Genomic DNA, 25,673 nt, shown 5'->3' on the forward strand with positions numbered 1-25,673 from the left:
TGTCCTCGCTCATCGTTATGTCTCAATTCAGCTCAGGTGCAGCTGATATCTGCTGTGTAATCATTTCCCGTAATACTTTTTTGCTAACCTTGCCTACACTGGTCTGTGGAAACGCTGATATAAACTCAATTCGGTCAGGAATTTTGTAAGCCGCCAAACCACGTTCACGCAGAAATTTCTTCAACTCCGGCACGGTCGGCACCATCTCATACGGGATAATAAAAGCGCAGGAGCGTTCACCCAAATATTCGTCAGGCATGGCTACAATCGCTGCATCATGCACACCGGGATGGGCCAGCAAATGATTTTCAATCTCCTCAGCCGCCACCTTCTCCCCGCCCCGATTAATTTGATCCTTGGCTCGGCCTTCCACAATCACATTGCCATCGGGACTCAACCTCACCAAATCGCCCGTACGATAAAATCCATCCCGCGTAAATGCTCTTGCATTGTGCTGATCCGCCTTATAATAACCCCGAATCGTGTAAGGTCCGCGTGTAAGCAAATGGCCTACCTCTCCCGGTGCCACTTCCTTGTCCTCATCATCCAATATTTTAATTTCATCGTCGATTGAAATGGGACGTCCCTGAGTTGCTACAATGATATCCTCCGGATCATCCAGTCTGGTATAATTGACCAGCCCCTCCGCCATACCAAACACCTGTTGCAGGGTACACCCGAGTTCTGGCTTTATCCGACGAGCAGCCTCCTCACTGAATTTGGCTCCCCCTACTTGAAGCACCTGAAGACTGGACAAATCACAGCTTCTCGACGAAGCACTATCAAGCCATACCAGCGCAAGCGGTGGGACCAAAGCAGTAATCGTCACCTGCTCCTGTTCAATCAATGGAAAGGCATCATCTGGACTCGGCGTAGGCGCAAGTACAATTTTACCTCCCGCATACAAGGCTCCGAAGACACCCGGGGAACTGAGCGGGTAATTGTGAGCCATGGGAAGTGCGGCTAAATACACGCTATTTTCATCCAGACCACATATTTCAACACTGCCGCGCAGACTGTAAATATAATCATCGTGTGTCCTTGGAATCAGCTTGGGCAAGCCAGTACTCCCACCGGAAAGCTGGAGAAAGGCAATATTCCCCGAAAGCACCTGGGGTAACGACTGATCGGGTTCGATATACAATCCGGATAGAGCCGTAAATTCCTGCGGCTTGCCTACGACAATGACATGACGCAGGGTTGCCACTCTGGCTTGTACCTCTCTGGCCAGTCCACGATAATCAAAACCCGAATATACATCTGGAATGATATAAGCGACCGCCTCGGAAAATTCAGCAAAATAGGCAATCTCGCTACTTCGATGAGCCGGAAGCGAGAATATGGGTAACGCCCCCAATCTGAACAGCGCAAAGCATACATCAAAAAACTCCGTGATATTTGGCAACTGAACGATGACCCGATCCGCCTGTCTAATTCCCAATTGGTAAAATCCAGCTGCCAGTCGATCTACTTTTTCATGCAATTCACGGTAGCTTGTACTTTTGTGACCGTCCGTCACTGCCGTTCGGTCACCTTGCGATACTGCGCGCTCCCGCAACATTTCTCCAAAGGTCACTCCCTCCCAGTAACCTGCCTTCCGGTAACGCTCGGCAAATTCCTGCGGCCATGTAGGGCATCCGGGCAACATCATGATACTCCTCCTCTTTCTGTATCGTTCTCTTTATTCATGCTTCAGTCCCAATGCCTGAAGCATGGTTCCAAACTTGGCTGCTGTTTCCGCCAGCTCGTCTTCCGGGTTTGAAGCCGCCACAATGCCTGCCCCTGCAAACAAACGCAAGGAATGCTTTGCAGCTTCTGCACAACGGATCGTAATCACCCATTCTCCATCTCCCGCTGCATCACACCACCCAACAATCCCCGTGTAAAAGCCCCGATCAAACGATTCGATATCCCGGATAACCTTTTTGGCCTGCTCTGTAGGCGAACCGCATACGGCTGGTGTAGGATGCAGCGCCAGGGCAACGGCCAGAGATGAAACCGCCAAATCCGCCAATTCTCCCGTAATTTCAGTCGAAAGATGCCACATCGTCTCTGTTTGTATCAGCGAAGGCTCCTGCGGCACATCCAGTCTCCGGCATAGCGGTCTGAGTGCCAAGGCCACCGCTTCAACGACTACCGCGTGCTCATGCCGGTCCTTGACTGATTCCAGCAATGCCGCAGCCCGTAGCTTATCTTCGACAGGATCATCACTGCGAGGAGCAGAACCGGCCAGCGGATTAACCGTCAGATGCAGTCCCTCTCGGGAAACGAGCAGCTCAGGGCTGGCTCCAATCAGTGTTCGCTGTTCCACACCGACATCAGCCCTGTCTGAACTTGCTTCTACCGCCTCCAAAGCGGGTAAATCAACAGCGAAGGTATAGCCCTTGGTATTATGTCTGGCTAAATTGTGCAAATAACTAGGAATGTCCACTTGTTCCGAAGTATCCAGCTGTAGCGTTCTGGACAGCACGATTTTGTTCAGCTCCCCGGACGCAATATATTTCAGGGCCTGTTCCACCCCCTGTACAAACTCCGACGGTTCGGGCACGGAACGAATACCATAGGCCGGAGCCTGCCCAAGCTTCGTCGGGTTCACACTGCTGGTAGCCTTCGCTGAACCGGCATCTTTCCGATTCTCGGAGTGCCAGCTCGTAGAGTCAGAATGAAGCGGCCCCGCCCATCGAGTCTCTGCCGGAACCAGAAGCTGTGCTGCCTGTGAATCATCAAAGGGAATAGCACCCACCACAATCGGGTGTCCTCCGTAGGACTGACGCACACTCTCGAGCAGCGTGGCTACACGCTCGGCCAATCCGCCCCCTGTATCGCTTGCATCCCCATGCGGCAATGCTCCCAACGTACCTTGAGCCAGTAAGGTCCGGCTAGGTGACGCAAAAAAGAAGGAAGAGCCTGGCTTGTAATCTTTTAGCAACTGAGTCGCTTGCACTTCAAACGCAGTATTGGATTTCATACGTTCAATTGCCCCCTTTTCCATTGTTTTCTGCCACGATTGCCATTATCTATTTCCATACAAAACCGCTGCACTCCACTCAGACACCTAACGTAGCGCCACCATCAATGCGCAAATCATGCATCGTTATATGGCGTGACTTGTCCGAAGCAAGAAAAACAACAGCAGCCGCGATATCTTCCGGATCAGCCAGCCTTCGCAGTGGAATGCCGACCTTGTAAGCGTTCGGTGATCCGTCAATAGCTGCTTGTGCACCATTCTCATCAGACCACAGGGACCGCTGCATTTCTGTCTCCGTAGAGCCTGGAGACACCACATTACAGCGAATGTGGTGGCAAGCAACCTCCAAGCCCAAGCATTTGGTAAACATCGCCGAAGCGGCCTTTGAAGCTGCATAAGCTGCCATATACATACGAGGCACAGCTCCCGCATTGGAGCCCACCGTGACAATTGAACCCGATTTTCGGGGAATCATATGCTTCACCACAGCCCTGGATATGTAAAAGACACCGTTTGTGTTTACAGCAAACGTTTCCGTCCAGTCGCTGTCACGGAGCGTGTCTACTTGCCCTATTCGCAGCACACCCGCAACATTCACCAAAATGCCGACTGGCCCGAGATGATGCTCAATCTGTTCTACCATCTCGTCGACAGCCGCACGATGGCTGACATCGACGGGAAATGCCGTTGCACGATAGCCGTCACGCACCAGCTCTTCCACCAACCTGCTCACACCTTCTGCGTTCTGGTCTACAGCGGCAATGATTGCTCCCAATTCGGCCAGAGAACGCGCCACAGCAGCACCAATACCTTGGGCAGCACCCGTAACCAGAGCTACCTTCCCCTGTATTCCGTCATCACTCATGTTCATTCCATCCTTTCCAGCGAAATCAAAAGAAGCAGTTTAATGCCCAGTTTCTGCTGTAATCGTCATTCATTTTGAATTTTAAGCATTAATAATGATTATCATTATCAATAGCAAGTTACAAAATATGATAACTAAACCATCAATTACAGTCAATGTTGAAAATCGACTATTTTAGTTCATATTTATACATTCAAGCAAATTATCAATTCAAAAAACCCTCTCCTGATAGCACTGGAGAAGGTTTTTTGAATTTTATCCCTTTATTTACTCTATATCCCTTTGGATATCTTCGTTTTTTGGTCCTTTTTATAGTTTTAGTGATAAACCGAAGCAAAACGAACGGCTCTGCTCGCCAGTACTGGCAACACGGATATATGGCCTTCATCTGCAAATTCACGAAATTCTACATGCAAGCCCGAATCCTTCACATTTGTTAAGCGCTCGGCAAGCTCCTTGGCCTTTTCCTGCATACCACTCGAATGTCCTGCTTCCAGCTCTCCCACCCCAATTAACAGCCTTGTATTCTGCTGCTCCTGAGCTGTGGAGGCTAAAAAGTGTTTCTCTTCCTCCATAATAACTCTCCCGCCCCAGTGAATAGAGGGGCTTCCCGCCACATAGACCTGAAAAGAGTCGGGTCTTGTAAACAGGGTATGTAATACGAACAGTCCCCCCAATGAATGCCCGAAGATCGCCTGTCGGCTGCGGTCGATGTGAAAATCACGCTCCATCTCAGGCTTTAGCTCATCTTCAATAAATGACAGGAAATCCTCAGCTCCCCCGCTTTCCATAGATGCTTCTCCGTTTGGTGTTACGGGAAGCTCTACTTCCGTCCCTGGCAGTGTAAGATCGTAAAATCGAGAAGGATGGAACGGTGCCTCAGTCGGGTAGCCTATGCCGACAATGATAGCTGGAACAACACCCGTTTTATCAGGCCGTCGGCCCTGAACACGCACCGCTTCCACCATTGTTCCAAAAATAGAATTCGCATCCAGCACATATATAACAGGATAACCGGACACAGGAGGCTCCTCGACAGGAACGGCTATAAAAATGTGATATTCACGGTTTTCAATGCGTGAGCGCATCACTCGATGCTGGCTGCGGGGAATGTACACAAGTGCGTCAGCATCGCTGGAGTGATGACCTCCGATAAATTGGTTTTTGATGGGGATAACCTCCTTTGAAACCTTACCTAAAAATGGGATCAGGTCGTTTTCTTCATAAGCAAGACTACAAAATAAGGGACTCCGATCACCGCAATAATCAGCCCAACGGGAATTTCCGCAGGCGCGACCACCGTTTTGGCAACAAAATCAGATAATAGTACCAGCACCATACCCACCATACCGCATACGGGAATGACATGACGATGATGAAGTCCAACCAGCCTTCTGGCAATATGAGGGGACAATAAGCCTACAAAACCGATTCCCCCCGAAACAGACACACAGGCACTAACCAGTCCAATGCTGGACAGCAGGAGAATGGACTTTTCCCTTTCGGTCGCAACACCGAGACTTTGGGCCGTGTTTTCATGCAATTGAAATAGATCCAGAACATACGATTTTAGCCAAATGACGGGGACTAAAATGACCAGCCAAGGAATAACAGCGGCAACCAGCTTCCAATCAGCACTCCAAATGCTTCCCGACATCCATACTGTCGCCATCTCAAAATCCGTGGCTTTCATCTTCAGCGACAGATATAAGGTCAAGGAACCGAAGCCGGAGCCAATCGCGATACCCACGAGAAGCAGACGCTGTGGATCAAGACGCCCTGCTTTCCAGGCAAATAAATAGATTAGCAGCGCAGCCATCAAGCCTCCAATCAGGCCAAAAAAAGGCATAGCCAGTGCTGCAGTCCAGCCCGTCGTCTCCATTTGTCCTTGGTAAAAGAACATGAATATAACGATTGCCGCCCCCGCACCTGCATTAATGCCTAAAATACCGGGATCGGCCAAGCCGTTTCGTGTAACCCCCTGTACCGCTGCTCCAGCAATCCCAAGCCCCAGACCGACCAAGGCCGCAATCACAATACGCGGTAGTCGAAAATCAAAAATAACCAAATCCATCTGCGGCGTAGGGTTGATACGGAACAGTGTCTGAACCACTTCCTGAAGGGTCATGTCGAACTCTCCATGGGTCAGACTAATATAGGCAGCCGCTAAAATGAGCACAGCTCCGCCTGTCAGAACGAGCCCCAGCCGCATCGCACTGATTTTACGCATGCTCTCCCCCTCCTTTTCTGCGTATTAAATACAGAAAGAACGGGATACCAATGACCGAGGTAACCACACCAATGGGCGTTTCAAACGGATAGTTAAGAAAACGGCTCAACACATCAGACATGCCCAAAAAAACGCCACCGATCAAGCCAGAGCATGGGATGACCCACCGATAATCCACTCCGATTACATATCTGGTGATGTGCGGAATCAATAAGCCCACAAAAGCAATTTTCCCTGCCAACGCTACAGAAACACCTGTCAGCAATGCAACACAGAGCATGGCCCCCAGCTTGATTGGCAGTGTCCGTTGTCCCAGGCCTGTGGCGACTTCGTCACCCAGCGACAGCAGTGTAATGGACTTTGCTAGCAGCATCGCCCCCACAATTCCCACAATGGCAAATGGAATAGCCAGTTGAATAAGTCCGGGGTCCATTTGGTGCAGACGGGCATTAAACCAGAAGCTTACATTTTGCGATACATTAAAATAAATGGAAAGAATGGCCGACAGGCTACTTAAAAACGTGCCGATGATCGTTCCCAGAATAGCCATGCGAACAGGAGCAAGGCCACCGGGAATCATCCAGGCTAAACCAAATACAACGGCTACTCCCAAGGCTGATCCCACAAAGGAACTGCCGATCAGGCTCATGGAAGTGGAGTTCGGTGCGAGAATCATCATCAGTGTAATTACGAATGCAGCCCCATCCGACACGCCCATAATAGAGGGAGAAGCCAGAAAGTTTCGCGTCATTCCTTGCATAATGGCACCTGAAATTGCGAGAAAGGCGCCAATCATGATAGAACCGACTGCTCTGGGCAGACGTGAGCTTAAAACAACCTGATGATCCACATTTCCGGCATCAAAATGGAGAAAGGCAGCAATTATCGTCTCCCATCCTATCGTTTTAGCCCCATACATCACAGAAAGCAGCATGGTTAAAACGATAAACAAGGGGGCAATGAAGATTACAAGGTAAGGAGAAATCAGCTTTTTTCCCATGCTCCTTCCTTACTGCGAAAGTCGGTTTACAGCCGCTTCCAAAAAGGCGATTTTGCTCCATGAGGTACCACCCTGAGCATTGGGATCTACAATGTTGACGAATGTTTTTTCATTTTTGACGGCATTAATACTGCTCCAGATCGGATTCTTTTCAAGATCAGCCAAGGCCTGCGGTTGGTCCTTGTTTTCTCCTTCTGAAAACTGCACGAAAAGATAATCCGGATTCATATCAGCCAATTTCTCCAGGGAAACCGCCTCTTGTGCTTTGACTCCATTTAACTCTTCCGGCACCTCAGCTCCCAAATCAACATACAGCGAAGGATTGAAATACACATTAGCAGGATATACATACAGATTGCCTGTACGAATCCGTACCATAAGCACCTTTTTGTTTTCCCATAATGGCTTGAGTTTTTGTTGGGCCGCCTCCACGTCTTGCTTGTACTTGTTCAGTACTTCCTCCGCCTTTGCCTCTTTGCCCGTAAGCTGTCCCATCATTAGCAGGTTCGCTTCCCAGTTCGTTGAAATGTGAGATACTGGAATCAATGTAGCGACCTTACCCAACTGTTCTGCCACTGCTGGCCGAAATTTGGAACTGCCCAAAATCACATCTGCTTTCAGCTTCAGGATTGCTTCAGCATTTGGCTGCATCCGGTCACCGACATCTGCGGCTCCTTCCATCGCTTTTTCCATATATTTGGGGAATTCCCCTCCTGAAGTGACCGCACCAATCGGCTTTACTCCCAGGACAGCCGCATCTTCCATCGCTTCCAGACTAGCTACAATAATATGATCCGTCTTGGTCAGTTGGTACGTTTTATCCAGATATGTAATAGTCTTGCTACTCGCTTGATCGGAAACGGACGTCTGCGTCGATGCATTGGTATTACTTTGTACCGAGCGATCCGCCTCCTGTCCCTTTCCACCACATGCCGTCAACAGCAAACTTGCCGATAATAAGGTACACACCCCTACTGCAAATTTCTTCATAACCTGAATGACTCCCCTCTATATACTTAAAATTATTGATAATAGTTATCATTATCGATGATAACTATTATCAATAGTAGGAGAGAAATCACTCTATTGCAATATTTTTTCTAATATTTATCAAAAAATGTTTTCTCCTCCCTTTTTGATATCATCCACATTCCATTCCCTGTAGAATTGCTCCAGGTACATCTCCATCCACTGATGCCGGGTCACCGCCAGTTGTTTGCCATAAGCAGTATTCATTAAATCCTTAAGCTTCAACAGCTTTTCGTAAAAATGGTAGATGGCGCTTTTGCCTGCGGCACGATAATCGTGCTGTGAAAAATCTTTATCCGGGTGATGCATCATAGTGCCTTTTGAGCCTGCATACATAAAGGTTCTTGCAATACCGATCGCTCCAAGGGCATCCAATCGGTCTGCATCCTGTACAACCTGACCCTCCAGGGTTTCCATCGGCGGATTTTGGCCACCATTGTACGACATCGTCGCAATTATAGTCATCACGTGCGTGATAACTCCAGAATCACTTACGTGCAGGCGCAGCCACTGCTCAACTTTATCCAGCCCCGCTTGTTTGGAATCATTTAATTTTTCATCTGCTACATCATGCAGCAGGGCAGCCAGTTCACAAACAAACGGATCTGCGCCCTCTTGGGCACCAATTGCAAGAGACAGCTTTCTCACCCGGTCAATATGCCACCAATCGTGACCACTGTGGTCATGCTCCAGCTGCTGCTGTACAAAGGACTCTGCCTTTTGAATAATATCTGCCATAACAGCTGCCTGTTGCTCTGTTCGTTTTTCCATAGGTCACCTTTCAATCCCGCCGTACATTCTATGGCAGGCTAATATAATTTTTCAAAGCATACATATCCTCATCAGCAGCTCCACATCTACTATATAGGCTGAACTTAAAAAATGTACATAAAAACTTCCAAAACCACATCTAGTGGCCTTGGAAGCTCCTTTATGCCCTGCTTATTTTATTCATATTCAGCCTGTTCCCGTTGCCTACTCCAAGACACCCAACTCACGGTTCTTTTCCTTGAAACGGCTGTTATGGGAGGATACATAAGCCGCTTTGTCTGCTGAAGGATCAATGTATAGCTTGGCACTATTCAGTGCAAGGGCAGCATCCGTGAACGTGCCTGCAATCAGATACAGCTTGCTTCCGTACTCGACAAAATCACCTGCGGCGAAAATTCCCGGTACATTCGTTTCCAGCTTTTCACTCACCCGGGCATGCCACTCTCCCATATCCAGTCCCCAATCCCGAATCGGACCGAAATCGGATTTCAAACCATGATTCACGATGACAGCATCAACATTCAGTATCTGGGTTTCACCCGTCTCTACATGACTGATCGTCACCTGCTCAATTGTTTCTCCATTATGACTATGTAGCTGACTCACCGCATAAGGTGTGAGGACTTGGACCGAAGACGCTTTCATACGAGCTACATTTTTCTCATGTCCGCCAAAATGATCCCGACGATGTACGACGGTTACACTCGCCGCAATAGACTCCAGCTCATTCGCCCAATCCACCGCCGAATCGCCTCCACCGGAAATCAGAACATGCTTGCCCCGGAACGGCTCCAGCTCTTGCACGGTATAATGCAGGTTCGTAACCTCATAACGGTCGGCCCCTTCAATATCCAGCTTAGCCATTTTGAGAATGCCATAGCCTACTGCCAGTATAACGGTGCGGGTCCAATGCTGCTCCCCTGTTGCAGAGGTCAGCAGGAAGGTTCCATCCTCGTGCCGATCCAAGCCTGTAATCTGCTGCCCCAGCACAATCGTAGGCTCGAATGTTCGCGCCTGCTGCTCCAGCTGGTCGATCAGCTTTTCACATAAAATCGGCGTAACTCCCCCAACATCCCATATCATCTTCTCCGGGTATATGCGCATCCGTCCGCCCAGCTCATGCTTGGCTTCGATCAGCTTGGTTTTCATATCTCTCATTCCACTATAAAATGCCGTATACATCCCGGCAGGACCACCGCCGATAATCGTAACATCATATAATTCCAAGGACTCTGTCACTCTGCAACTCTCCCTACCTTAGCGTAATCTGTCTGCTTCTATTATAAGTGATAATAATTATCAATATCAATTAAGAAATAAAAACATGACAATTACGGAGGTTGCTGCACTAGGGTAAGTCCGAGATAAGTCCAAAAACGGCACAATAGATGAAAAAAAATGTAAAAAGGGCTCGAAGGCCCTTCATTTCTTAATTGACGGATCGCCGTGGTCATATCCACAACGTTTTGGAAAATAACCGCGTTTGCAACCAGGTCTCCATACTTAATGGATTTTTCCTGTTGTTCAGGATCATTCAACAATTTCTTTCACACTATATTGCTCGGTATGATAAAGATTGATTGCTTTTGTAATCTCTCTTGAATTTACTTTTGGTCGTCCTCCTTGCCTTCCACGCGCTCTGGCGCTTTGAGATTAATAACACAGGACATATGGAAATTTTTATCACATTAAAAATCCCCATATAAATGCAATATTATTAGCTGATAAAAGCTAACTGTTATAAAATACGTCCGTTGGCTTTTCGGTACACGAGCTATTTTACATATTAAAACGAGGAAAAAGTTCTAAAGCATTATTTCTCGTAACATCCATTAATTGTTCCTTTGAAAAACCTTCAAATTGTTCAAGTTGAGCATTCATATAATGTTCTATGTCTTCTGGGGCGTAATGTGCATCGCTACCATACAAAATATGAGAAACATCTGTCGTTGCTTTTATTGCATTAAGTGAAGCAGGAGCTGTAATTAGAGCTGTATCGTAATAAAACTGTTTCATATATTCTTCTGCATTTTTTTTCAGATTAGGTATTTTATCTCCCATAATCTTTTCTACAGCAAGTTGAGAACTAGATATCCTTTCTTTTAGAAACGGAATGGTTCCTCCACCGTGAGAGAGTATGATTTTTAAATCAGGACAACGTTCAATCGTTCCACCTAGAATTAAATTGGTCGTTGCACGGGTGGTATTAAATGTAAATTCAATCATAAAGTCTGCAACAATATATTTTGGACGTTTATATGATGCAGGTGGCGAACTCGGATGGATATGAACGACCGCTTGACGCTTATTCAGTTCGTCAAATATAGGATCAAAAATAGGGTCTCCAAGGAAATCTTCTTGGTAATTTGTTAAAAGACCTACACCATCCAACTTTAACACGTCTAAAGCGTACCTTATTTCCTCTAATGCTGCATCGACATCTGGTAATGGGATAACGGCAAATCCACCGAAACGATTAGGATATTTTTGTATCATTTCTGCTTGAAACTCATTAACTTGTCTTGCATTTTTTTTTGCGTCTTCTTTTTTTGTAATTGGAATTAAACCAGGTTCTGAGATTGATCCGATTGCCGCTTGGATTCCAAGTCTGTCCATTAGTTCTAAACTATCTTCTGGGACCCATTTTTTTATTGTCATTCCTCCTGACTTACTAACTCCGTGTGTTTCTAATGCAGCACGGTAAACTTCTGGGATAATGTGATGATGAACATCGATACGAAATGGTTTCTGTTCCATAACAAAATCACCTTTCTTTTATAATGAACTTAATGTATATTAATAGACATCGTGTACATTCATTAGTATATTCCGATTTATTTTTAGTGGAATTTACATATATTTAGGAACTGTCTTTTACGAGACAATCCTTTTTTTATTGTCTAAAAAATTTTAGTTCTTATACAAAAGGTGATAAAATGTCTAAAAGGAGAAATCTGGACCCTCGTATTAAAAGAACACATCAATTATTAAGAACAGCACTAGTACAATTATTAAAAGAGAAGGATATAAATTCGATTTCAATTAAAGATATTACCCAAAAAGCAGACTTAACAAGAGGTACGTTTTATTTGCATTACAAAGACAAAAATGATTTTCTCATTCAATGTACAGAAGAAATCTTAGATGAATTAATTGATTATGTACGTCCAAATGAAGCTAATCCTTCTTTAATGATTGAATGGTCCAATCCAGCGGAATCATTCTTAAAGTTATTCGAGTTTATTGGAGATGAAGCCGATTTCTTTTATTTAACGCTTAGTAACCGTGGATTACCCGAATTTAGAGACCGTTTGTTAAAAATAGTGAAAATAAAAGTATACGATAAAATTATATTGAATATAAATGAATCTAAAGATGGACTCTTGATTTCTAAAGATATATTGATTAGCTATATTACCTCTGCCCATTTAGGAGTCATTTATAGCTGGTTAGAAGGTGGAATGAAATATAGTCCTAACTATATGGCTAGTCAATTAACTTATTTGACTGTAACCATCTTAGGACAATTAGGTATTGAAAAAAATTAAATCTAATCTGTTGTTTTAGATCACTTTATTTTAAATTGAAGAACTTTATTTTAAAATTTCAGCTATCATTTAAGATAGCTTTTTTTATTACTTATAATGCAAAATAGCGATTAAAATTGGTACGATATAACATCTAAAGTGATATTAATCTCACTTACTAATTTAGGATTTTTAGTAAGTTATATCTTTCTAAACACAATAGTTTACATTTATTCACACCTATCATGCCGGTTTTGGACTTATCTCGGACTTCCCCTACTTATCGCGCGCAGCGCTTTTTCAATACAATTATATAGTAGGAAAGAGACTCTGTTATAAGCTCTAAAATTAAATATAATATAGAGAAAATGATTTTACTTTCGATTACAATCTAATAAAGATGTATCTCCAAATGTAACTTCCAACGGTACGGTTGAGGCTGCTGGAAAGTTTGTCTTTTTAGTTAAAGGAGCCCTAGTTGTAATAAAGAACGCCATTAAGTATGGTGGCGATGCTCTTTCTTATGTAGTAAAATGGCTTGATTCTGACACTGCCAAATATTTGTCTAATAACACCAGTAAGATATCAAATGGTATTGATAAAGCAATCGGCAAGTTTAACGAGACTGGAGAATACGTAACAGGAACAATCAGAACTATTTTACTTGATGCTCTTCGTGCAGCAGGCGTGCCTGATCGTTATGGCGTTGGTATTGCAGAAGCAATAGCAACGACTGTTGACTGGCTGTTGCTGTAGTCCAATTGTATAAAGAGATGCAGGGAGAAATTAAATTCTCCCTCTTCTGGAAATCTTAAATGAGAGGCGGTTTTAAATAGTGGAATACAGAGTGAATAAATTAGAACAAATGATTACACAACAAAACGAGACTATCGATGCTTTAAAAGATAAAATTGAACTATTAGAGGACAAGATTTTACGTTTGTCTATCTGTAAACTATCGAATGAAGATTACCCTTACTATGAATTTATTTTATCCTATAATATAACACCAGATCAGCAAGCTCAGATTGCCAGACTTTTTACTGCATTATCTCAAAAATTATCTGGAAATCTATTGCCCCCTTCTCTAAAAAAATCGGAAAGCTATTCAACTGAATTTCTATTTGAAAATTCACCCATAAGATATGATGACGTCAGAGACTCGATCCTTAAAATTTGGCCTACCATGGATGATAACCTCCCATTAGCCTTAATTATAGCAATGCAAGAACAAGGGTTACAGGTAGAAGTCTGTGAATATTTAATTTCACAGTCGAAAATTGTGGTTGTTAAATCGGAGGATTAATTAGGAGAGTCGGATTGTATATGAAGTGCGACCCCTCCGACAAAATAAAAATGGCCCATGTATTATCCCAATCTTCTAATTTCAATAGCGCTTCGTCTTTTCAGGCGAATTTTTCAAAAAAATTACTTCCATCGATCAACCAATATCGTTCAGAAGGAGGTACCTCGTTCAAAAAGTTGTGATATTCTCCCTTCCATTCCGTTGGAACATAGTGTTCAAACGAAGCAGGCTCTGGAAACAGCGAGAAGAGAACTTTCTGATCAAAATCAACATACAGCGCAGGACATAGCTCCAACACTTCATCCTTATGTTCAATGGCATCCTCCAGCGTACTGAGCAGTGAGGTTAGTTCATCAGCAGCTACTCTATACTCACAGATATGCCCCAAAAATACTCCTGCCGTTGTTTCATCTAAAATAGAAATACCAAACCGTTCTTCCATCTCCGTATTTAAAAACCAGTACTCTCTTTCCGTCACATACCAGTTCCATTTTCCTTTAAAATTAACACCCACAATGATATTTTGCGCATATTCAGGCCATAATTTCATAAGCTTCGCACGTTACTCTCTTTCTCATTTTCATGGGATAGCTCGATCCAAAACCGATTAACACGCTTTCCATCTTCCTCTATGTAATCCTTATCCGGTACTCCGCCGTTACGGATAATTGTTTTTCTGGAAGCGATATTCTCGGAATCGCATACGACCAAGGCTTTGGTAATACCCAGCTCTTTGGCTTTCTCCAGCGCCAAAGCCAGCATGTTAACAGCGTACCTGTTCCCTCGTGCCGAAGGACGGATACCGTAACCAATATGCCCTCCTGCATTGAATAGGTGTTCGTTAAGCTCATGCCGTATATTCACCGCACCAACCACCTGTTCACTTGCATTTACAAGCCAGTATGTGGAGCTTTTGACCCAGCCTCCAGGCAGGTCAATTCCATGTTCCTGATTGCTTAAAAACGTCAGCATTCCTTCAAAATCATATGGCTCTATAGAAATCACCCAAGGCACCATTGGCTCCTGGCTCTTTTTCCATTCTTCATAAAATGAAAGGTACGCTTCTCTCCATTCCCGAGCGGGCTTTACCAATCTGACTAATTGCATGCCACTCACTTCCTTCTCTTTATATGTTTGATTGGTCTGCCTATGATTTAAATATGTCAACGTCCGTGAATTTTTGGGCCCATTCTGCAAAAGAAAGCTTGTCATCCCAAGTGACTTGCTTCATCGCTTTGGCACATCCCCAGTTAAGAATTTGCTGATGCAGCATATGCACCCGGAATCGTTCAGTAAATCCTTCTTTGGCCCCCATACCTTTGAAGTAAACGGCAAGAAAATGTTGGGCCAGCTCTTTCTCCCCGTTTTCCAGATACATGGTCGTTATTTTCGGGAGGTCTGCAACTCCATCGCCAAAATAAGCGGTCGTAAAATCAAAAAGCCCACTGATTCTCCAGCCATTTTCCCCGTTCTGCACCAGAACATTTTGCGGTTTAAAATCCCCCATCACAAATGTGGCAGCTTCCAGTTGATCGAATGCTTGACGTGAGCCTTCCAACATGTCCTCTACCCATTCCATATCCTGTGCAGTAATATCCGAGTATTTTTGGGCATCCTCCAGCCAATATCGAATTCTTTCATACAACCATGTCCGATAAGAGATTTTAAAAGGGCGAATGGCCAGAGTCGTTGTATCCAGTTCCCCGCTGGTCTTAACCTTCCAGCTATGAAGCTCCAGCAGGGCAGCAGCAAGCTTTTCAGCCATTTGCTGTTTATCCAGCGAAGTCAGCTTTGCCTGCAGTTCGGGTGTATGTATGTGCTCCCCGTATAAACGGGGTATAATGGCGTAGCTCCAGCCGAAAATGTCCTCGGTGTCATCTACTAAATACGGTGCCGGCACAGGAATTGAAGTCCGTGTGTGCAGTTGCTCCACCATATACCTTTCTTCCACCCATTGTCCGGTAAAAAGCGGGTTGCCCTTTAACACAAACTGTCCAGCCGTTGAGGAAATATAAAGGGTTTGTCCCATCACTCCTTCTGCCGTTTTTTTGGAAGACAGCAGACGCCCCAAATCAAAACGATCCAGCACCCTCTGCAATTGATCATTCGTGACCTCTCCTAGCCGATTAGATGAAAAATAAATAGTCGTCGTCATCTCTATACCCCATAATTTTTAATCGTTGCTTCGAGGGTTTCGTCCGTATCTGCCAGCCACACGAGACTATTCTCGAACGTTCCCGGGTTGAAAAACAAGGGAAATCTCCGCTTAAACCAATCCTGCATCGGCAGGTTGAGCGCTTCCTTCATATCCACCCACAGCAGTTCTCCCTCCGGGGGATTATTCAACAGTTCACCTTCCGTTGCTGTAGCCAAATAGTTAAAGACCATGTATCTCAGCCCTTGGTTCGGGTCACAATATTCGTCGATTCCTTTAAATACGATTTCCTTAACCGTTAATCCCGTTTCTTCCTTTACTTCACGAATAGCCCCATCCACAATACTCTCTGGAAACTCCACTTTCCCTCCTGGGGCAATGTAGCCCGGAAAACCCTTTTTATCCGGTCTGTTCATAAGCAATACCTTGGTTCCGTCCTGAATCATACACATGGTATATAATTTGTGTGTCACTTCCGTGGTCAATCCGATCAAACCCTTCTTTATTCATTCTTTCTCTTGATCTACTTATAGTAGCCTTCATCCAACACAGTGTGGGTAAATATGGTATTCCCCTTACTTTAGCGCGTTCTTTTATATAGCGCAATAATCCAAACCATAGACTGGATCGGAGAATACGTATAAAAAAAGACCGCTTTTCTGTAGAGCCGCTGGTACTCCCAAGCAACTCCAGAAAGGAACGGTCTTATCATAAAATTAAATCTAATGCCAATATGCAGACCTCTAGACAACACCCGGATAACGGGAGCCTGCTGCAAAGCCTTTGGGTGAAATACACTCGATCTCTTGCAGCTCTGCCTCCGACAAAGAAACCTGCAGAGCACCAAGGTTTTCCTGTACTCTTTCCAGCCTCTTCGTTCCCGGAATCGGGACGATATCGTCGCCCTGTGCCAGCAACCATGCCAGTCCCAGTTGAGCGGAGGTACAACCTTTTTGCGCCGCCAGCTTTTCGATCAGAGAGACAACCTCCAAATTTTTAGCGAAATTTTCGCCTTGGAACCGGGGAAAGTGACGACGGTAATCCCCCTCTGGCAGATCGTCAAACTTCTTGATCTGACCTGTAAGAAACCCTCACCCCAGTGGACTGTAAGGCACGAACCCGATCCCCAACTCCTTCAGAAGCGGAAGAACTTCGTCCTCCACTTCTCTGCTCCATAAGGAGTATTCGGTTTCCACCGCAGCAATCGGATGCACCGCATGCGCGCGGCGAATCTGCTCAGCCGACGCTTCCGACAGGCCGATATAACGGATCTTTCCATCCTTGACCAGATCGGCCATCGTTCCGACTGTCTCTTCAATCGGAGTATTGGGATCGACCCGATGCTGATAATACAGGTCGATATAATCGACCCCCAGGTGGAATAGACTGGAGTCTACGGATTTTCTAATATATGCCGGATCTCCCTTGGGTCCATGAGTGTGTGTAATTCCGAATTTAGTCGCAATCACGACCTCTTCCCGTCGGCCCTTGAGGGCACGTCCAACCAGCTTTTCATTGCCGCCGAACTTCTGTTGTGCGTATTCCTCACCATACAGGTCTGCTGTATCGAACAGTGTTACACCAAGATCCAACGCTCCCTGAAGTGTGCGCACCGACTCCTCATTGTTCGGCATCATCATCGTGCCCAGGCCCAGTGCCGACACCTCCAGCCCTTCACGTCCCAGCTTTCTTTTCTGCATATGGATGGTCCCTCTTTTCTTTAGGGTAATAGATGGATTGAATGAACATGTACTCATTCTAATCGCCCCGTATAAAGGCAACCACATTACGTTTATGCTAGTAACAAGATTACCAGGCAAAGGGTTGTCATAAAACTGGCGTATAGATACAAATGTGCAGGCCCGGATGGTCCACAATACTTGCTAAGGAATTAATATCATAAGAAACTGCCTCCACAGCGTCAGGGATGTGAAAAGAAACACGGTTCACTTTTTTGAGCTGGATCTTGTGTTGTTTCCACATGGTGTCAAACTCTATACTTTCCACACGCAGTTGTTCTACCGTCTCCTCAAACCAAAGATCTCCTAAGTGCTTATCATAATAGGTCCTAAAAACAGCGACCGAATATGACGCAAACTCCTCCCAGTTAACCATACGGTTACGTAATCCGGGATCGACGAACAATAAACGAATCATGACGCGTTCTGAAGCGGACAAGGAGGAAAAATCCATAATAACCTCATTCGCCGCTCTATTCCAGGCAAGCACTTCTGCTCTTTCATTACTGATGAAGGAAGGATAAGTCAACTGATCCATAATATTTTGCCATTGTAGATTCAGCTTCGTATGGGTAGAGGACACAGTAGTCGTCTCATTGGGATTCCACAATTGAATGAGGTGCACAAGCTCATCATGAGTTAATTGAAGAGCTTTTCCTATATTTTCGATGATCTCCCTCGAGGCTGTCACTTCTCTACCTTGCTCCAGCCATGTGTAATAAGTTGCACTGACACCTGCCAGCATGGCAACTTCTTCTCGTCGGAGTCCCGGTGTTCTTCGCTGACCCTGTAAATGTCTAATACCTGCCTGTCCCGGCTGAAGACGATATCTACGTGATTTCAGAAAAGCACCCAACGCTTTGGATTTACTATTATTGGACATGTGTCACCTCTTTTCGGAATCTATCTTTTCACATAAATCATGGTGCTTATCATCTTATTTCAATCCAACCCATCACCACGAACTGTCACAGTCCCTCGTCAAACAACTGTAATCCTATGATTTCAAAGGCAACGCCATCACCCGCTTCAACATTTACATCACAATTCGTTTCGTCAGCATCCAAAATAAACGAAGCGTCTTCCACAACAACCTCCATGCAGTCCATCCCGCCTGCTTCGTTGCGCATCACTTGATGTATCGTTCCTTGAATCCAATAATCGCCTGACCTTTCCTGCGGTCTAAAAATCCCTGTCAATTCAGCAGATTTCAGCCTTCTGAACCGTTCTACGCGGACGTAAGAGGTTTCTACTGAAATAACACAGCCGGGAACCAGCTTCTCCAAGCTTTGTCCATACGGAATAACATATGCATAGCCTGAAGTCATTTCATGTCCAAAAAAAGCCCAATAGCCGTATACTTTTTCCTCGCCATTTCTACGGATCATTATTTTATGATCTTTATTTAATTCCTTGATCTGTACACGCATATGCTTAAGTCCTCAGTAGATATTTTTCTTGTAATAATAGTGTTTAAAGCCTCGGGGAGCATCATCAATGACACCGACCACTTCGTACCCATGCTTTTCATAAAATTCAGGTGCTTGAAAAGTAAACGTGTTGAGCTGAATAAAAGTACAGCCTTTATCTTTAGCGATTTGTTCGATTTCACCAAGCAGCTGCGAGCCATAGCCCGCTCCTCTGTAGCGCTGATCTACCCACAAAATATCAACCTCTACCCAGTTCCAACACAGTACACTTAGGAGGCCGCCAATGACCTGGCCGTCTTCATTTTTGAGAATAAGATTAATCTCTTCATACTGGGTTCGAATATCTGCTGGTACATGTTTCGCATTAAATTCAATCAATTTGTTTCTGACCAAACGCGCTTCATCTCTACTGCTCCGACTCATTTGCGTTTTCAGCGTCATGGCATAAATCCTCCAATTTTCCAATGTGTCATTAAAACGGGGTTCTACTGTTATATATTGTATATATTTTTGTATGCCTAGTCACTTACTTCATTTTTGAAAGTCTGGATTCAGGGTCGCTCTTTGGAGGTATGTATGCAAAATACTTAAGTAGACGTAAAAAACAGTTGCTGGGTTGTTAGACCTGCAACTGCTTTATTAGGATAGATTTAATGACTGACCTCTATCATCTAGCTGCTCATCAATTGCTGACTGGAGTCAGTTTGCCGCCCCCGGACAATGTAATCGTCTCCCCGTTCAACCAGCTATTTGCACTCGCACTTGCATCGTAATAAATCGTGTGTCCGTTATCTATGATGTTTGAGAGTTTAGCATCACTGTCTGTCAAAGTGGTCAGATAGGAATCCGCTGTAACGATCCATTTGCTCGTTTTGTCCAGCGTTAAGGCAACCGATTTAGCTGTGTTTTCCGGATTAATGGCCCCCTTCAGGGTTGTTTTGTTTTTCAGGTTAGCTGTAATGGAGCTGATTTTGTCAGCAGTGATGCTGCCCGGCAATGTTTGGTTGTCTGCGTTAAGCGTTACATTAGCTCCGTTAGAGCCTGTGGTCCCCCATCTATCCGCAGCAGCGTTCAACAGCACGCCTGTATTTCCTTTTAATGCTGCCCCTTTCAGGTTAACCACCGCTTCTGTATTAGTGGAGTAAAAAATAGGACCTGCTTTGGCTGTCAATGTACCGCCATTCATCGTAAAAACGGTGGTTCCGACCTCGGCATCACCCGAGAAGCTTTGGTACAGCATCACTCCACGATCTACATCTCCGGACAGACTGGTGTTATTAACTGTAATGCTGTTTCTACCTTCAATAACAGCCGCTTCCGATCCGGTTGCTTTTAAATCCGAATTGGACACGGTAATGGCACCTGTCGAGTAAATACCCGGGGAGCCTTTTCCTGTTGTTTTCCCCGTTGCTTTAGTCACATTGATCGTACCATTTCCCCGATCTGTCGCAATAGCGGCGGAATGCTCCCCAGCCGTTTTGATTTTAACATTCGTTGCATTAACCGTTCCCTTTAAGGTAGCATCCAGTCCACGTGAAGAATCGGCACTGGTCTGAATGGTCACATCTTTCACATGAATGGTAGAACCTTCGCCTGTTGCAAAAACAGCATTGGCCCCCTTGGCATCCGTCTTAACGGTAGAATCCGACAACTGAATAGTGCTGGCAGAAGCGGCCAAAACCCCGGCGTTCAGGCCATAAAAGTTGCTGTAATCATCCGATGATGTTGCGCCTTTTTTAGATAAGGTGGACTTGGTAAGTGTTAACTTGCCACTGTCAGTTACCTTGACAATCGACTGATCTGCCTGATCGGCTGCAATCGTCTGCTTGGTCAGGGTTACACTTTTACCGCTTTGTGTGTACTTTGCTGTTCCGTTGTCTGTATAGCTGTCTGAGCCTTCACCCGGTTTTCCTCTTGGCGGTTCACCATCCGGGGGTGTTCCCTCAGGAGGTGCCTCTACCGTTGCACTGGTACCTGTGGTACTACTGTCTGTAGAAGTTTCTGTAGAAGTTTCTGTAGAAGCTGCCATAGAGGAGTCTTCTTGAGTGGCAGCCACAGACGTCGAAGCAGAAGCTGCGGTCGTTTCGTCTGTCGATGAGCTGGCATAAGCGTATGATGCAGTAACGGAAGCCAGCAGTACAGCTGTAGCAATAACATTCAATTTCTTTTTCATTACAAAACCATCCCTTTTCACAAAGTTTAGTTTCACGAAGCCTGTATGCTTGGACTTGGTGTATTTACAAGGTGTCGAGTAGATCATAAGGAGTTGTCCTTATCGACTACACATTCATCTTAGAACAGCAGGTTGAAAATAAAATGAGCGCTCACTGAAGGTTTGCTGAATACTAAAAAAGCAGACCCTCCGGTGAGCGGAGAGCCTGCTATCTTCAAAAATCTATCATCTGTTGCACAAATCGAGCAGTAACGAATGGTTTAAATCGAAATATCCAGTGATTTTCCAATTCCTGTAATATCGCTGCTGTTAGCATTGTTGATACGGGGCGCTTCTGTGTTGCTTGGAACGGACTTTTCCACTTTTGTAGTTGATGTGCTGCTGGATTGAGAACTTTGCTGCGCAATTTGAGCTTCAATTTGTTTGATCTGCTGCTGAATCTGCTTCATTTTCGTTTCTTTTGTTTCTTTATTATCCTTACTCTGCTGTACTTTATTGTATTCCGCTTCAAGTTGAGCTTTTTGCTTTTCCAGGCTGGCTGTATCGTTAGTGCTGGATGAAGATGAAGTGCTTGCAACAGATATAGAACTGCTGGATGTCGACGAAATATTCATATCATTTTTCCCCTTTCAGGATTTGGCAAAATCCTCACCTTTATAAAATATAGGTTTGCAATTGTGGGCTAGCCCGTTTCAAATCGTTTTTAGTCATGGTACTGCTCCGAAATATCTAAGATGACGATGAAACAGATTGCTCAAAAATCTTAGCGATTTTATCAAATAAAGCCGATATTTCTTCATCGGACGCATTCGATTCGTCAGTATTTCCCATTGCGTTTTTCAGGGCAGAGAGCAGATCTGTTTCTGGATCATTCTCCGAAGTGGTCGACCCGGATACAGCACTGGAACTCAGGATGCTTTGCAGATCACTCAGCAAGGATCTTTTTTCATCTACCGTAAGCTCTTGTTCAGATGAGGTACTATTATCCTCCTGGTTGGAGGTCTCCTGGATATTCCATGCAAATGGAGGCATAATTCCGCCCATGGCTTGCATCATAGGAGGCAGACCACTGCTATCTGCTTCTGGCTGGAATGGGCCCCCTTCAGGTGGTGGTGCAGGACGATTATTTTGAATCGTTTCTGCTACCTTATCAAATAGATTTGATACCTCCTCATCCGTTGCCGTGGAAAGATCGAAGCCCGATAATAAGTCGGTAATCGAAGCCAATGGATTTTTCGTGCTGTTGGTGAGTTCATCTGTTTCTGAAGATGCACTTGAAGACGTCAAATAACTTTGCAGATCAGACAACAGTGTTTTCTGTTGGTCCGTAGTCAGCGCAAAGGTATCCTGGCTTTTGTTGTAATCATTACTGTAGTTCTCCGTAGGTAGCGGTGCCTGCATTCCTCCAGCGTATTCTGCAAATTCCTTGCTCAATTCCAGTGAATCGTTAGATTTCTTGTGTGCAGTGTGAGCCGTGTTATTTAACCCGTTCTCGTTTGACTTCACCGTATTCGAAAGATCGTAGGAAGTCGTGATTAGATGCCTGTTAATGGATAGTGACAAAGTAGGTCCCCTCTCTGTGTACATAAATTTTTAGCAGTACACCTACCTTTCATCGGTAGCAAAACTGAATGCAGCCTGAGGATACGCTGAAGGATAACTGAATGATCATCCCCATTTCCCTAGACTATAGTCAAGGAAAATCCCCGCCGCAGGACGGGGATATGAACCCTACTCCAGACAGGAGTAAGTATAGGGATAATTTGTTACTCTTAGCAGAGAATAAACGAACGTATTCAGAAAACTGAAAGAAGGGGAACGGTTCATGATCCGTATTAGTCATTTGGTTCACGAGAGGTTTATGTTCTTGTTTAAATTTTTGCATTCGCCTACATATGTGGGGAGTGTAACACCAAGCTCCAGATTTCTGGCTAAAAAAATGATTGAATCCATTCCTTGGAGTGAAGTTCATGCCGTCGCCGAGCTTGGGGCTGGCACGGGAGCGATTACGAAATATATTCCTCCTGCCGCAAGAGCTCAAACCAAGGTGCTGCTGTTCGAGAAGGATCAGGCCATGCAGCAGAGCCTAAAAAGAAGGTTCCCGAATTATCTGTGTTATTCCGATTCACGTGAGCTTCAGCTTGCCATTAATAATGCCGAAATTGAGCAGCTAGACTGCATAATAAGCGGGCTACCCTTTTTTAATTTCCCACAAGCCATGCGAGATCAGATCGTAGAGCAAATCCATCTATCGCTCAGGGATGGAGGAATGTTCGTCGCCTTTCAATATTCTAAACAAATGAAGCAGCAGTTAGGTGAATGGTTCGATATTGAAGAGATCAAGTTTGTGCCCATGAACATTCCACCCGCATTCGTCTATGTATGCCGGAAGAAAGCATAAGCAAGGGGGGAAATGGGTATGGACGTTGAATATTTAATTTCCATCATTGAACAGTATGGCTATGCGGCATTATTCTTTACTCTATGGCTCGGAATCGTAGGACTGCCCATTCCAGACGAAGTTGTTGTGATGACTGGCGGGGCTGTAACAAGCATGGGCATACTTCATCCGCTACCCGCTTTTGTAATGGTATATCTTGGGGTTATATCGGGCTTATCCCTAGGTTATGTATTGGGGAGAATGTTAGGTATATCCGTTTTGGACCGTTTACGACGAAAGAAAAAAATGGATAAGTACATTACGTTTTCGGAAAATTTAGTACATAAGTATGGAAATTTCACAATTTGCATTAGCTATTTGCTGCCTATTGTCCGTCACATCATCCCTTATATTGTCGGAATCAATAAAATAAGCTTCAAACGCTATGCACTTTTCTCTTATTCAACTGGCTTGGTTTGGACGCTGATCTTCTTTCTGCTCGGACGTTTCTTTGGCAAGCATGTACAGACAGTTGGAGAACTGATACATCATTATGGCTTGCAGGTCACTTTGCTTCTCATTGTACTGACCTTTATATTTTTCATTATGAAATATGTGTGGGGGAAGAAAACGACAGAGGAGTAATTTGGGGTAAAGCATGTTTGGCATGTTCATTCTGGCGTTACTTACCTACATGAAAAAGCAATAGACCGCCCTGACCAAAGGTAAACGGTCTATTCTCGACCTTATCTTACGCAGCCGACTGCTCTTTATGCAGTTGCTGTAAGCTGGAGCCGTGTTAGAGCACGGCTCCTTAATTATTCTTACCTCATTATAACTGATTTTACGTAATTGCGTGTTTTTATTGCTTGGATAATTATATAAGCGAATTTAAAAGTTACCTTAGTGCCACTACGTAGACGGATGGTGCTTCCCATCGCCACCGCCCCCGGATTTCTTGAATTAAGTCTTTCATCGGTAGAAATCCGGGGACAAAAGCGACCGCTTCGCTTGTACAGCACCATTCCGTCTACTCCGTTTTCCATGTACATTTTTTCAGTTCAGCATATATAGACTTTATTCCTCATATGACAGAGCTATAGATCAGCTCATGTTTGCCATGTTGCTGAGTTGCATTCAATAATAGTTGGGAGATCCTTGGTTTTCGGTGATCTTCATCTACGAATAAATCATTAAATCCACGATCATTTCATCGAAATAGAAGAAAACAAAGGATACAATTGTGTACAATAAAAATGATCGACTGACAAAGATATAATTTTCCTTTTTTTACTTATCATTTTAAGTCAAATCAAGAATGTTCACAAAATATTCGATATTTATTGAAATTTCCTATTGATTTGATGTCACTATGATGTCACCTTTCGGTATACCAAATCGCTATGTAATGATACAATATTTACATGATATTTTGTCATTCCGCATTAAAATATTTTCCCTCCGGAGGTTTGCAATCATGTCTAATTCTTTAGAAATATTAATTGAACCCATAATCAGAAACCGATTAGAAACATTGTATAGCCATCTTTCTAAGACCATACCGGAATACAACCAATTTTCCACGGAAAGCAACCAGTATTTTCAACAAATCCGTGAATCCGTTCCCGAGCATCTCGAACATACCCTGTTTTTATATGAAGATGCCCAAATCTCTCTACAATCTATTCTGGAGAACCAAATATATTTACAAGGATTCAAAGATGCTATGCAATTTTTAGATGAGTTACGTAATACCCATACTGGTTAAGAACTACATAATAATTTTTAACTTTATAAATATATCTTTTGGAAAAACAAAAAACGCCTAGAAACAGGCGTTTTCATTTTTGTCCAGAATGGCTTAGATGGGCGGTCGGCTAGTCTCCTGCAAAGGAGGTGATGCCTGTGGAGGTTAAAGATACGCTGATGTTGATGATTCAATTTGCAACGTTGGTGATCTTGATTATTTCCTTCCATAAAAAGAAAACCAGCTAATACTTTGTCAAGATAAGATTGTGGAAATCAAAGAATTTGGTATACTGTTTTTATAGCATACCAAATAAACTTCCTAATTGGAAGTTTATAGTATATTTAATTAAA

The 25,673-nt window shown here is 44.3% G+C and carries 27 protein-coding genes and 2 pseudogenes; 7 read left to right on the plus strand and 22 right to left on the minus strand.

Annotation, left to right across the window (positions count from 1 at the left end; translation table 11 throughout):
- Window positions 1–22: 22 nt before the first annotated feature.
- From BAZ21_RS18540 to BAZ21_RS18585, 11 genes and pseudogenes are all read right to left on the minus strand, one after another.
- Entirely contained in the window at window positions 23–1,648 is a 1,626-nt protein-coding gene (locus BAZ21_RS18540; protein ID WP_068503877.1) for a (2,3-dihydroxybenzoyl)adenylate synthase, read from the minus strand.
- Window positions 1,649–1,681: 33 nt separating this feature from the next.
- Window positions 1,682–2,968 carry an isochorismate synthase DhbC gene (gene dhbC, locus BAZ21_RS18545; protein WP_068503880.1) on the minus strand — a complete coding sequence of 429 codons (1,287 nt, stop codon included), beginning with the start codon at window positions 2,966–2,968 and terminating at the stop codon, window positions 1,682–1,684.
- 79 nt (window positions 2,969–3,047) lie between these two features.
- On the minus strand, window positions 3,048–3,833 hold the full coding sequence (locus BAZ21_RS18550; protein WP_068503883.1) for a 2,3-dihydro-2,3-dihydroxybenzoate dehydrogenase: 786 nt from the start codon (window positions 3,831–3,833) through the stop codon (window positions 3,048–3,050).
- A gap of 317 nt (window positions 3,834–4,150) precedes the next feature.
- On the minus strand, window positions 4,151–4,921 hold the full coding sequence (locus BAZ21_RS18555) for an alpha/beta hydrolase (RefSeq protein WP_068503942.1): 771 nt from the start codon (window positions 4,919–4,921) through the stop codon (window positions 4,151–4,153).
- A gap of 119 nt (window positions 4,922–5,040) precedes the next feature.
- Window positions 5,041–6,063: a FecCD family ABC transporter permease gene (locus BAZ21_RS18560; RefSeq protein ID WP_068503885.1), complete on the minus strand. Its 1,023-nt coding sequence runs from the start codon at window positions 6,061–6,063 to the stop codon at window positions 5,041–5,043.
- Window positions 6,056–7,063, minus strand: coding sequence for a FecCD family ABC transporter permease (locus tag BAZ21_RS18565; protein ID WP_068503887.1), 1,008 nt, complete (start codon window positions 7,061–7,063; stop codon window positions 6,056–6,058). Before BAZ21_RS18565 ends, BAZ21_RS18560 begins: the two co-directional genes overlap by 8 nt.
- A gap of 9 nt (window positions 7,064–7,072) precedes the next feature.
- Window positions 7,073–8,053: an ABC transporter substrate-binding protein gene (locus BAZ21_RS18570; protein WP_068503889.1), complete on the minus strand. Its 981-nt coding sequence runs from the start codon at window positions 8,051–8,053 to the stop codon at window positions 7,073–7,075.
- 120 nt (window positions 8,054–8,173) lie between these two features.
- Window positions 8,174–8,863 (minus strand): HD domain-containing protein, encoded by a 690-nt coding sequence (locus BAZ21_RS18575; protein WP_068503890.1) that lies wholly within the window; start codon window positions 8,861–8,863, stop codon window positions 8,174–8,176.
- A 204-nt stretch (window positions 8,864–9,067) separates the two neighbouring features.
- The gene (locus BAZ21_RS18580) at window positions 9,068–10,102 is read right to left on the minus strand and encodes an NAD(P)/FAD-dependent oxidoreductase (RefSeq protein WP_068503892.1); all 1,035 of its coding nucleotides are present in this window, start codon (window positions 10,100–10,102) and stop codon (window positions 9,068–9,070) included.
- Between the two features lie 179 nt (window positions 10,103–10,281).
- Window positions 10,282–10,398, minus strand: a pseudogene (locus tag BAZ21_RS30395) (Tn3 family transposase); the annotation flags it as partial.
- 244 nt (window positions 10,399–10,642) lie between these two features.
- The gene (locus BAZ21_RS18585; protein WP_068503894.1) at window positions 10,643–11,620 is read right to left on the minus strand and encodes an amidohydrolase family protein; all 978 of its coding nucleotides are present in this window, start codon (window positions 11,618–11,620) and stop codon (window positions 10,643–10,645) included.
- 179 nt (window positions 11,621–11,799) lie between these two features.
- Between BAZ21_RS18585 and BAZ21_RS18590 the strand changes: the two genes are divergently transcribed.
- The 3 genes from BAZ21_RS18590 (at window position 11,800) to BAZ21_RS18595 (ending at window position 13,696) form a co-directional block, all read left to right on the plus strand.
- Window positions 11,800–12,411, plus strand: a complete 612-nt coding sequence (locus BAZ21_RS18590; protein WP_068503896.1) for a TetR/AcrR family transcriptional regulator — start codon at window positions 11,800–11,802, stop codon at window positions 12,409–12,411.
- Window positions 12,412–12,951: 540 nt separating this feature from the next.
- The gene (locus tag BAZ21_RS28620) at window positions 12,952–13,146 is read left to right on the plus strand and encodes a hypothetical protein (protein WP_141695001.1); all 195 of its coding nucleotides are present in this window, start codon (window positions 12,952–12,954) and stop codon (window positions 13,144–13,146) included.
- Between the two features lie 79 nt (window positions 13,147–13,225).
- Window positions 13,226–13,696, plus strand: a complete 471-nt coding sequence (locus BAZ21_RS18595; RefSeq protein WP_068503897.1) for a hypothetical protein — start codon at window positions 13,226–13,228, stop codon at window positions 13,694–13,696.
- 100 nt (window positions 13,697–13,796) lie between these two features.
- Here BAZ21_RS18595 and BAZ21_RS18600 read toward each other — a convergent pair whose 3' ends face one another.
- From BAZ21_RS18600 to BAZ21_RS18650, 11 genes and pseudogenes are all read right to left on the minus strand, one after another.
- A complete protein-coding gene (locus BAZ21_RS18600; protein ID WP_068503899.1) occupies window positions 13,797–14,246 on the minus strand; it encodes a hypothetical protein in 450 nt (149 codons plus the stop codon).
- Window positions 14,243–14,803, minus strand: coding sequence for a GNAT family N-acetyltransferase (locus tag BAZ21_RS18605; protein ID WP_068503902.1), 561 nt, complete (start codon window positions 14,801–14,803; stop codon window positions 14,243–14,245). The genes BAZ21_RS18600 and BAZ21_RS18605 overlap by 4 nt, the downstream gene beginning before the upstream one ends.
- Before the next feature lie 40 nt (window positions 14,804–14,843).
- Complete coding sequence (locus tag BAZ21_RS18610) at window positions 14,844–15,851, minus strand: phosphotransferase family protein (protein ID WP_068503904.1); 1,008 nt, start codon at window positions 15,849–15,851, stop codon at window positions 14,844–14,846.
- Window positions 15,852–15,853: 2 nt separating this feature from the next.
- Complete coding sequence (locus BAZ21_RS18615) at window positions 15,854–16,345, minus strand: 8-oxo-dGTP diphosphatase (RefSeq protein WP_068503906.1); 492 nt, start codon at window positions 16,343–16,345, stop codon at window positions 15,854–15,856.
- 249 nt (window positions 16,346–16,594) lie between these two features.
- A pseudogene (locus tag BAZ21_RS18620) lies at window positions 16,595–17,551 on the minus strand (aldo/keto reductase).
- Between the two features lie 127 nt (window positions 17,552–17,678).
- Window positions 17,679–18,473 carry a helix-turn-helix transcriptional regulator gene (locus BAZ21_RS18625; RefSeq protein ID WP_068503908.1) on the minus strand — a complete coding sequence of 265 codons (795 nt, stop codon included), beginning with the start codon at window positions 18,471–18,473 and terminating at the stop codon, window positions 17,679–17,681.
- A gap of 85 nt (window positions 18,474–18,558) precedes the next feature.
- Window positions 18,559–18,978, minus strand: a complete 420-nt coding sequence (locus BAZ21_RS18630; protein WP_256021804.1) for a hypothetical protein — start codon at window positions 18,976–18,978, stop codon at window positions 18,559–18,561.
- A gap of 54 nt (window positions 18,979–19,032) precedes the next feature.
- Window positions 19,033–19,461, minus strand: a complete 429-nt coding sequence (locus tag BAZ21_RS18635; RefSeq protein ID WP_068503911.1) for a GNAT family N-acetyltransferase — start codon at window positions 19,459–19,461, stop codon at window positions 19,033–19,035.
- A 241-nt stretch (window positions 19,462–19,702) separates the two neighbouring features.
- Entirely contained in the window at window positions 19,703–21,193 is a 1,491-nt protein-coding gene (locus BAZ21_RS18640) for a hypothetical protein (RefSeq protein ID WP_068503913.1), read from the minus strand.
- Between the two features lie 260 nt (window positions 21,194–21,453).
- Window positions 21,454–21,807, minus strand: a complete 354-nt coding sequence (locus BAZ21_RS18645) for a FlxA-like family protein (protein ID WP_068503916.1) — start codon at window positions 21,805–21,807, stop codon at window positions 21,454–21,456.
- Between the two features lie 115 nt (window positions 21,808–21,922).
- The gene (locus BAZ21_RS18650; RefSeq protein ID WP_068503918.1) at window positions 21,923–22,756 is read right to left on the minus strand and encodes a hypothetical protein; all 834 of its coding nucleotides are present in this window, start codon (window positions 22,754–22,756) and stop codon (window positions 21,923–21,925) included.
- 262 nt (window positions 22,757–23,018) lie between these two features.
- Here BAZ21_RS18650 and BAZ21_RS18655 point away from each other — a divergent pair, with 262 nt between their 5' ends.
- The 4 genes from BAZ21_RS18655 to BAZ21_RS29775 all read left to right on the plus strand — a co-directional run bounded on the left by BAZ21_RS18655 (window position 23,019) and on the right by BAZ21_RS29775 (window position 25,568).
- Window positions 23,019–23,594, plus strand: coding sequence for a class I SAM-dependent methyltransferase (locus BAZ21_RS18655; protein ID WP_084011746.1), 576 nt, complete (start codon window positions 23,019–23,021; stop codon window positions 23,592–23,594).
- Between the two features lie 18 nt (window positions 23,595–23,612).
- Window positions 23,613–24,218, plus strand: coding sequence for a DedA family protein (locus BAZ21_RS18660; protein WP_068503920.1), 606 nt, complete (start codon window positions 23,613–23,615; stop codon window positions 24,216–24,218).
- An 832-nt stretch (window positions 24,219–25,050) separates the two neighbouring features.
- On the plus strand, window positions 25,051–25,341 hold the full coding sequence (locus BAZ21_RS18665; protein ID WP_068503922.1) for a hypothetical protein: 291 nt from the start codon (window positions 25,051–25,053) through the stop codon (window positions 25,339–25,341).
- A 137-nt stretch (window positions 25,342–25,478) separates the two neighbouring features.
- Window positions 25,479–25,568, plus strand: a complete 90-nt coding sequence (locus tag BAZ21_RS29775; protein WP_256021811.1) for a putative holin-like toxin — start codon at window positions 25,479–25,481, stop codon at window positions 25,566–25,568.
- Window positions 25,569–25,673 lie beyond the last annotated feature (105 nt).

The organism is Paenibacillus kribbensis (assembly GCF_001705305.1).
GTDB lineage: Bacteria > Bacillota > Bacilli > Paenibacillales > Paenibacillaceae > Paenibacillus > Paenibacillus kribbensis_B.

Bases quoted from the DNA above. Each gene is read 5' to 3' on its own strand.
- BAZ21_RS18570 (WP_068503889.1), bottom strand. From the start codon at position 8,053: ATGAAGAAATTTGCAGTAGGGGTGTGTACCTTATTATCGGCAAGTTTG.
- BAZ21_RS18640 (WP_068503913.1), bottom strand. From the start codon at position 21,193: ATGAAAAAGAAATTGAATGTTATTGCTACAGCTGTACTGCTGGCTTCC.
- BAZ21_RS18540 (WP_068503877.1), bottom strand. From the start codon at position 1,648: ATGTTGCCCGGATGCCCTACATGGCCGCAGGAATTTGCCGAGCGTTAC.
- BAZ21_RS18645 (WP_068503916.1), bottom strand. From the start codon at position 21,807: ATGAATATTTCGTCGACATCCAGCAGTTCTATATCTGTTGCAAGCACT.
- BAZ21_RS18585 (WP_068503894.1), bottom strand. From the start codon at position 11,620: ATGGAACAGAAACCATTTCGTATCGATGTTCATCATCACATTATCCCA.
- BAZ21_RS18605 (WP_068503902.1), bottom strand. From the start codon at position 14,803: ATGCAATTAGTCAGATTGGTAAAGCCCGCTCGGGAATGGAGAGAAGCG.
- BAZ21_RS18665 (WP_068503922.1), top strand. From the start codon at position 25,051: ATGTCTAATTCTTTAGAAATATTAATTGAACCCATAATCAGAAACCGA.
- BAZ21_RS18660 (WP_068503920.1), top strand. From the start codon at position 23,613: ATGGACGTTGAATATTTAATTTCCATCATTGAACAGTATGGCTATGCG.
- BAZ21_RS18600 (WP_068503899.1), bottom strand. From the start codon at position 14,246: ATGAAATTATGGCCTGAATATGCGCAAAATATCATTGTGGGTGTTAAT.
- BAZ21_RS18575 (WP_068503890.1), bottom strand. From the start codon at position 8,863: ATGGAAAAACGAACAGAGCAACAGGCAGCTGTTATGGCAGATATTATT.
- BAZ21_RS18630 (WP_256021804.1), bottom strand. From the start codon at position 18,978: ATGATCCGTAGAAATGGCGAGGAAAAAGTATACGGCTATTGGGCTTTT.
- BAZ21_RS18560 (WP_068503885.1), bottom strand. From the start codon at position 6,063: ATGCGTAAAATCAGTGCGATGCGGCTGGGGCTCGTTCTGACAGGCGGA.
- BAZ21_RS18610 (WP_068503904.1), bottom strand. From the start codon at position 15,851: ATGACGACGACTATTTATTTTTCATCTAATCGGCTAGGAGAGGTCACG.
- dhbC (WP_068503880.1), bottom strand. From the start codon at position 2,968: ATGAAATCCAATACTGCGTTTGAAGTGCAAGCGACTCAGTTGCTAAAA.
- BAZ21_RS18590 (WP_068503896.1), top strand. From the start codon at position 11,800: ATGTCTAAAAGGAGAAATCTGGACCCTCGTATTAAAAGAACACATCAA.
- BAZ21_RS18655 (WP_084011746.1), top strand. From the start codon at position 23,019: ATGATCCGTATTAGTCATTTGGTTCACGAGAGGTTTATGTTCTTGTTT.
- BAZ21_RS18550 (WP_068503883.1), bottom strand. From the start codon at position 3,833: ATGAGTGATGACGGAATACAGGGGAAGGTAGCTCTGGTTACGGGTGCT.
- BAZ21_RS18555 (WP_068503942.1), bottom strand. From the start codon at position 4,921: ATGCGCTCACGCATTGAAAACCGTGAATATCACATTTTTATAGCCGTT.
- BAZ21_RS18635 (WP_068503911.1), bottom strand. From the start codon at position 19,461: ATGACGCTGAAAACGCAAATGAGTCGGAGCAGTAGAGATGAAGCGCGT.
- BAZ21_RS18625 (WP_068503908.1), bottom strand. From the start codon at position 18,473: ATGTCCAATAATAGTAAATCCAAAGCGTTGGGTGCTTTTCTGAAATCA.
- BAZ21_RS18565 (WP_068503887.1), bottom strand. From the start codon at position 7,063: ATGGGAAAAAAGCTGATTTCTCCTTACCTTGTAATCTTCATTGCCCCC.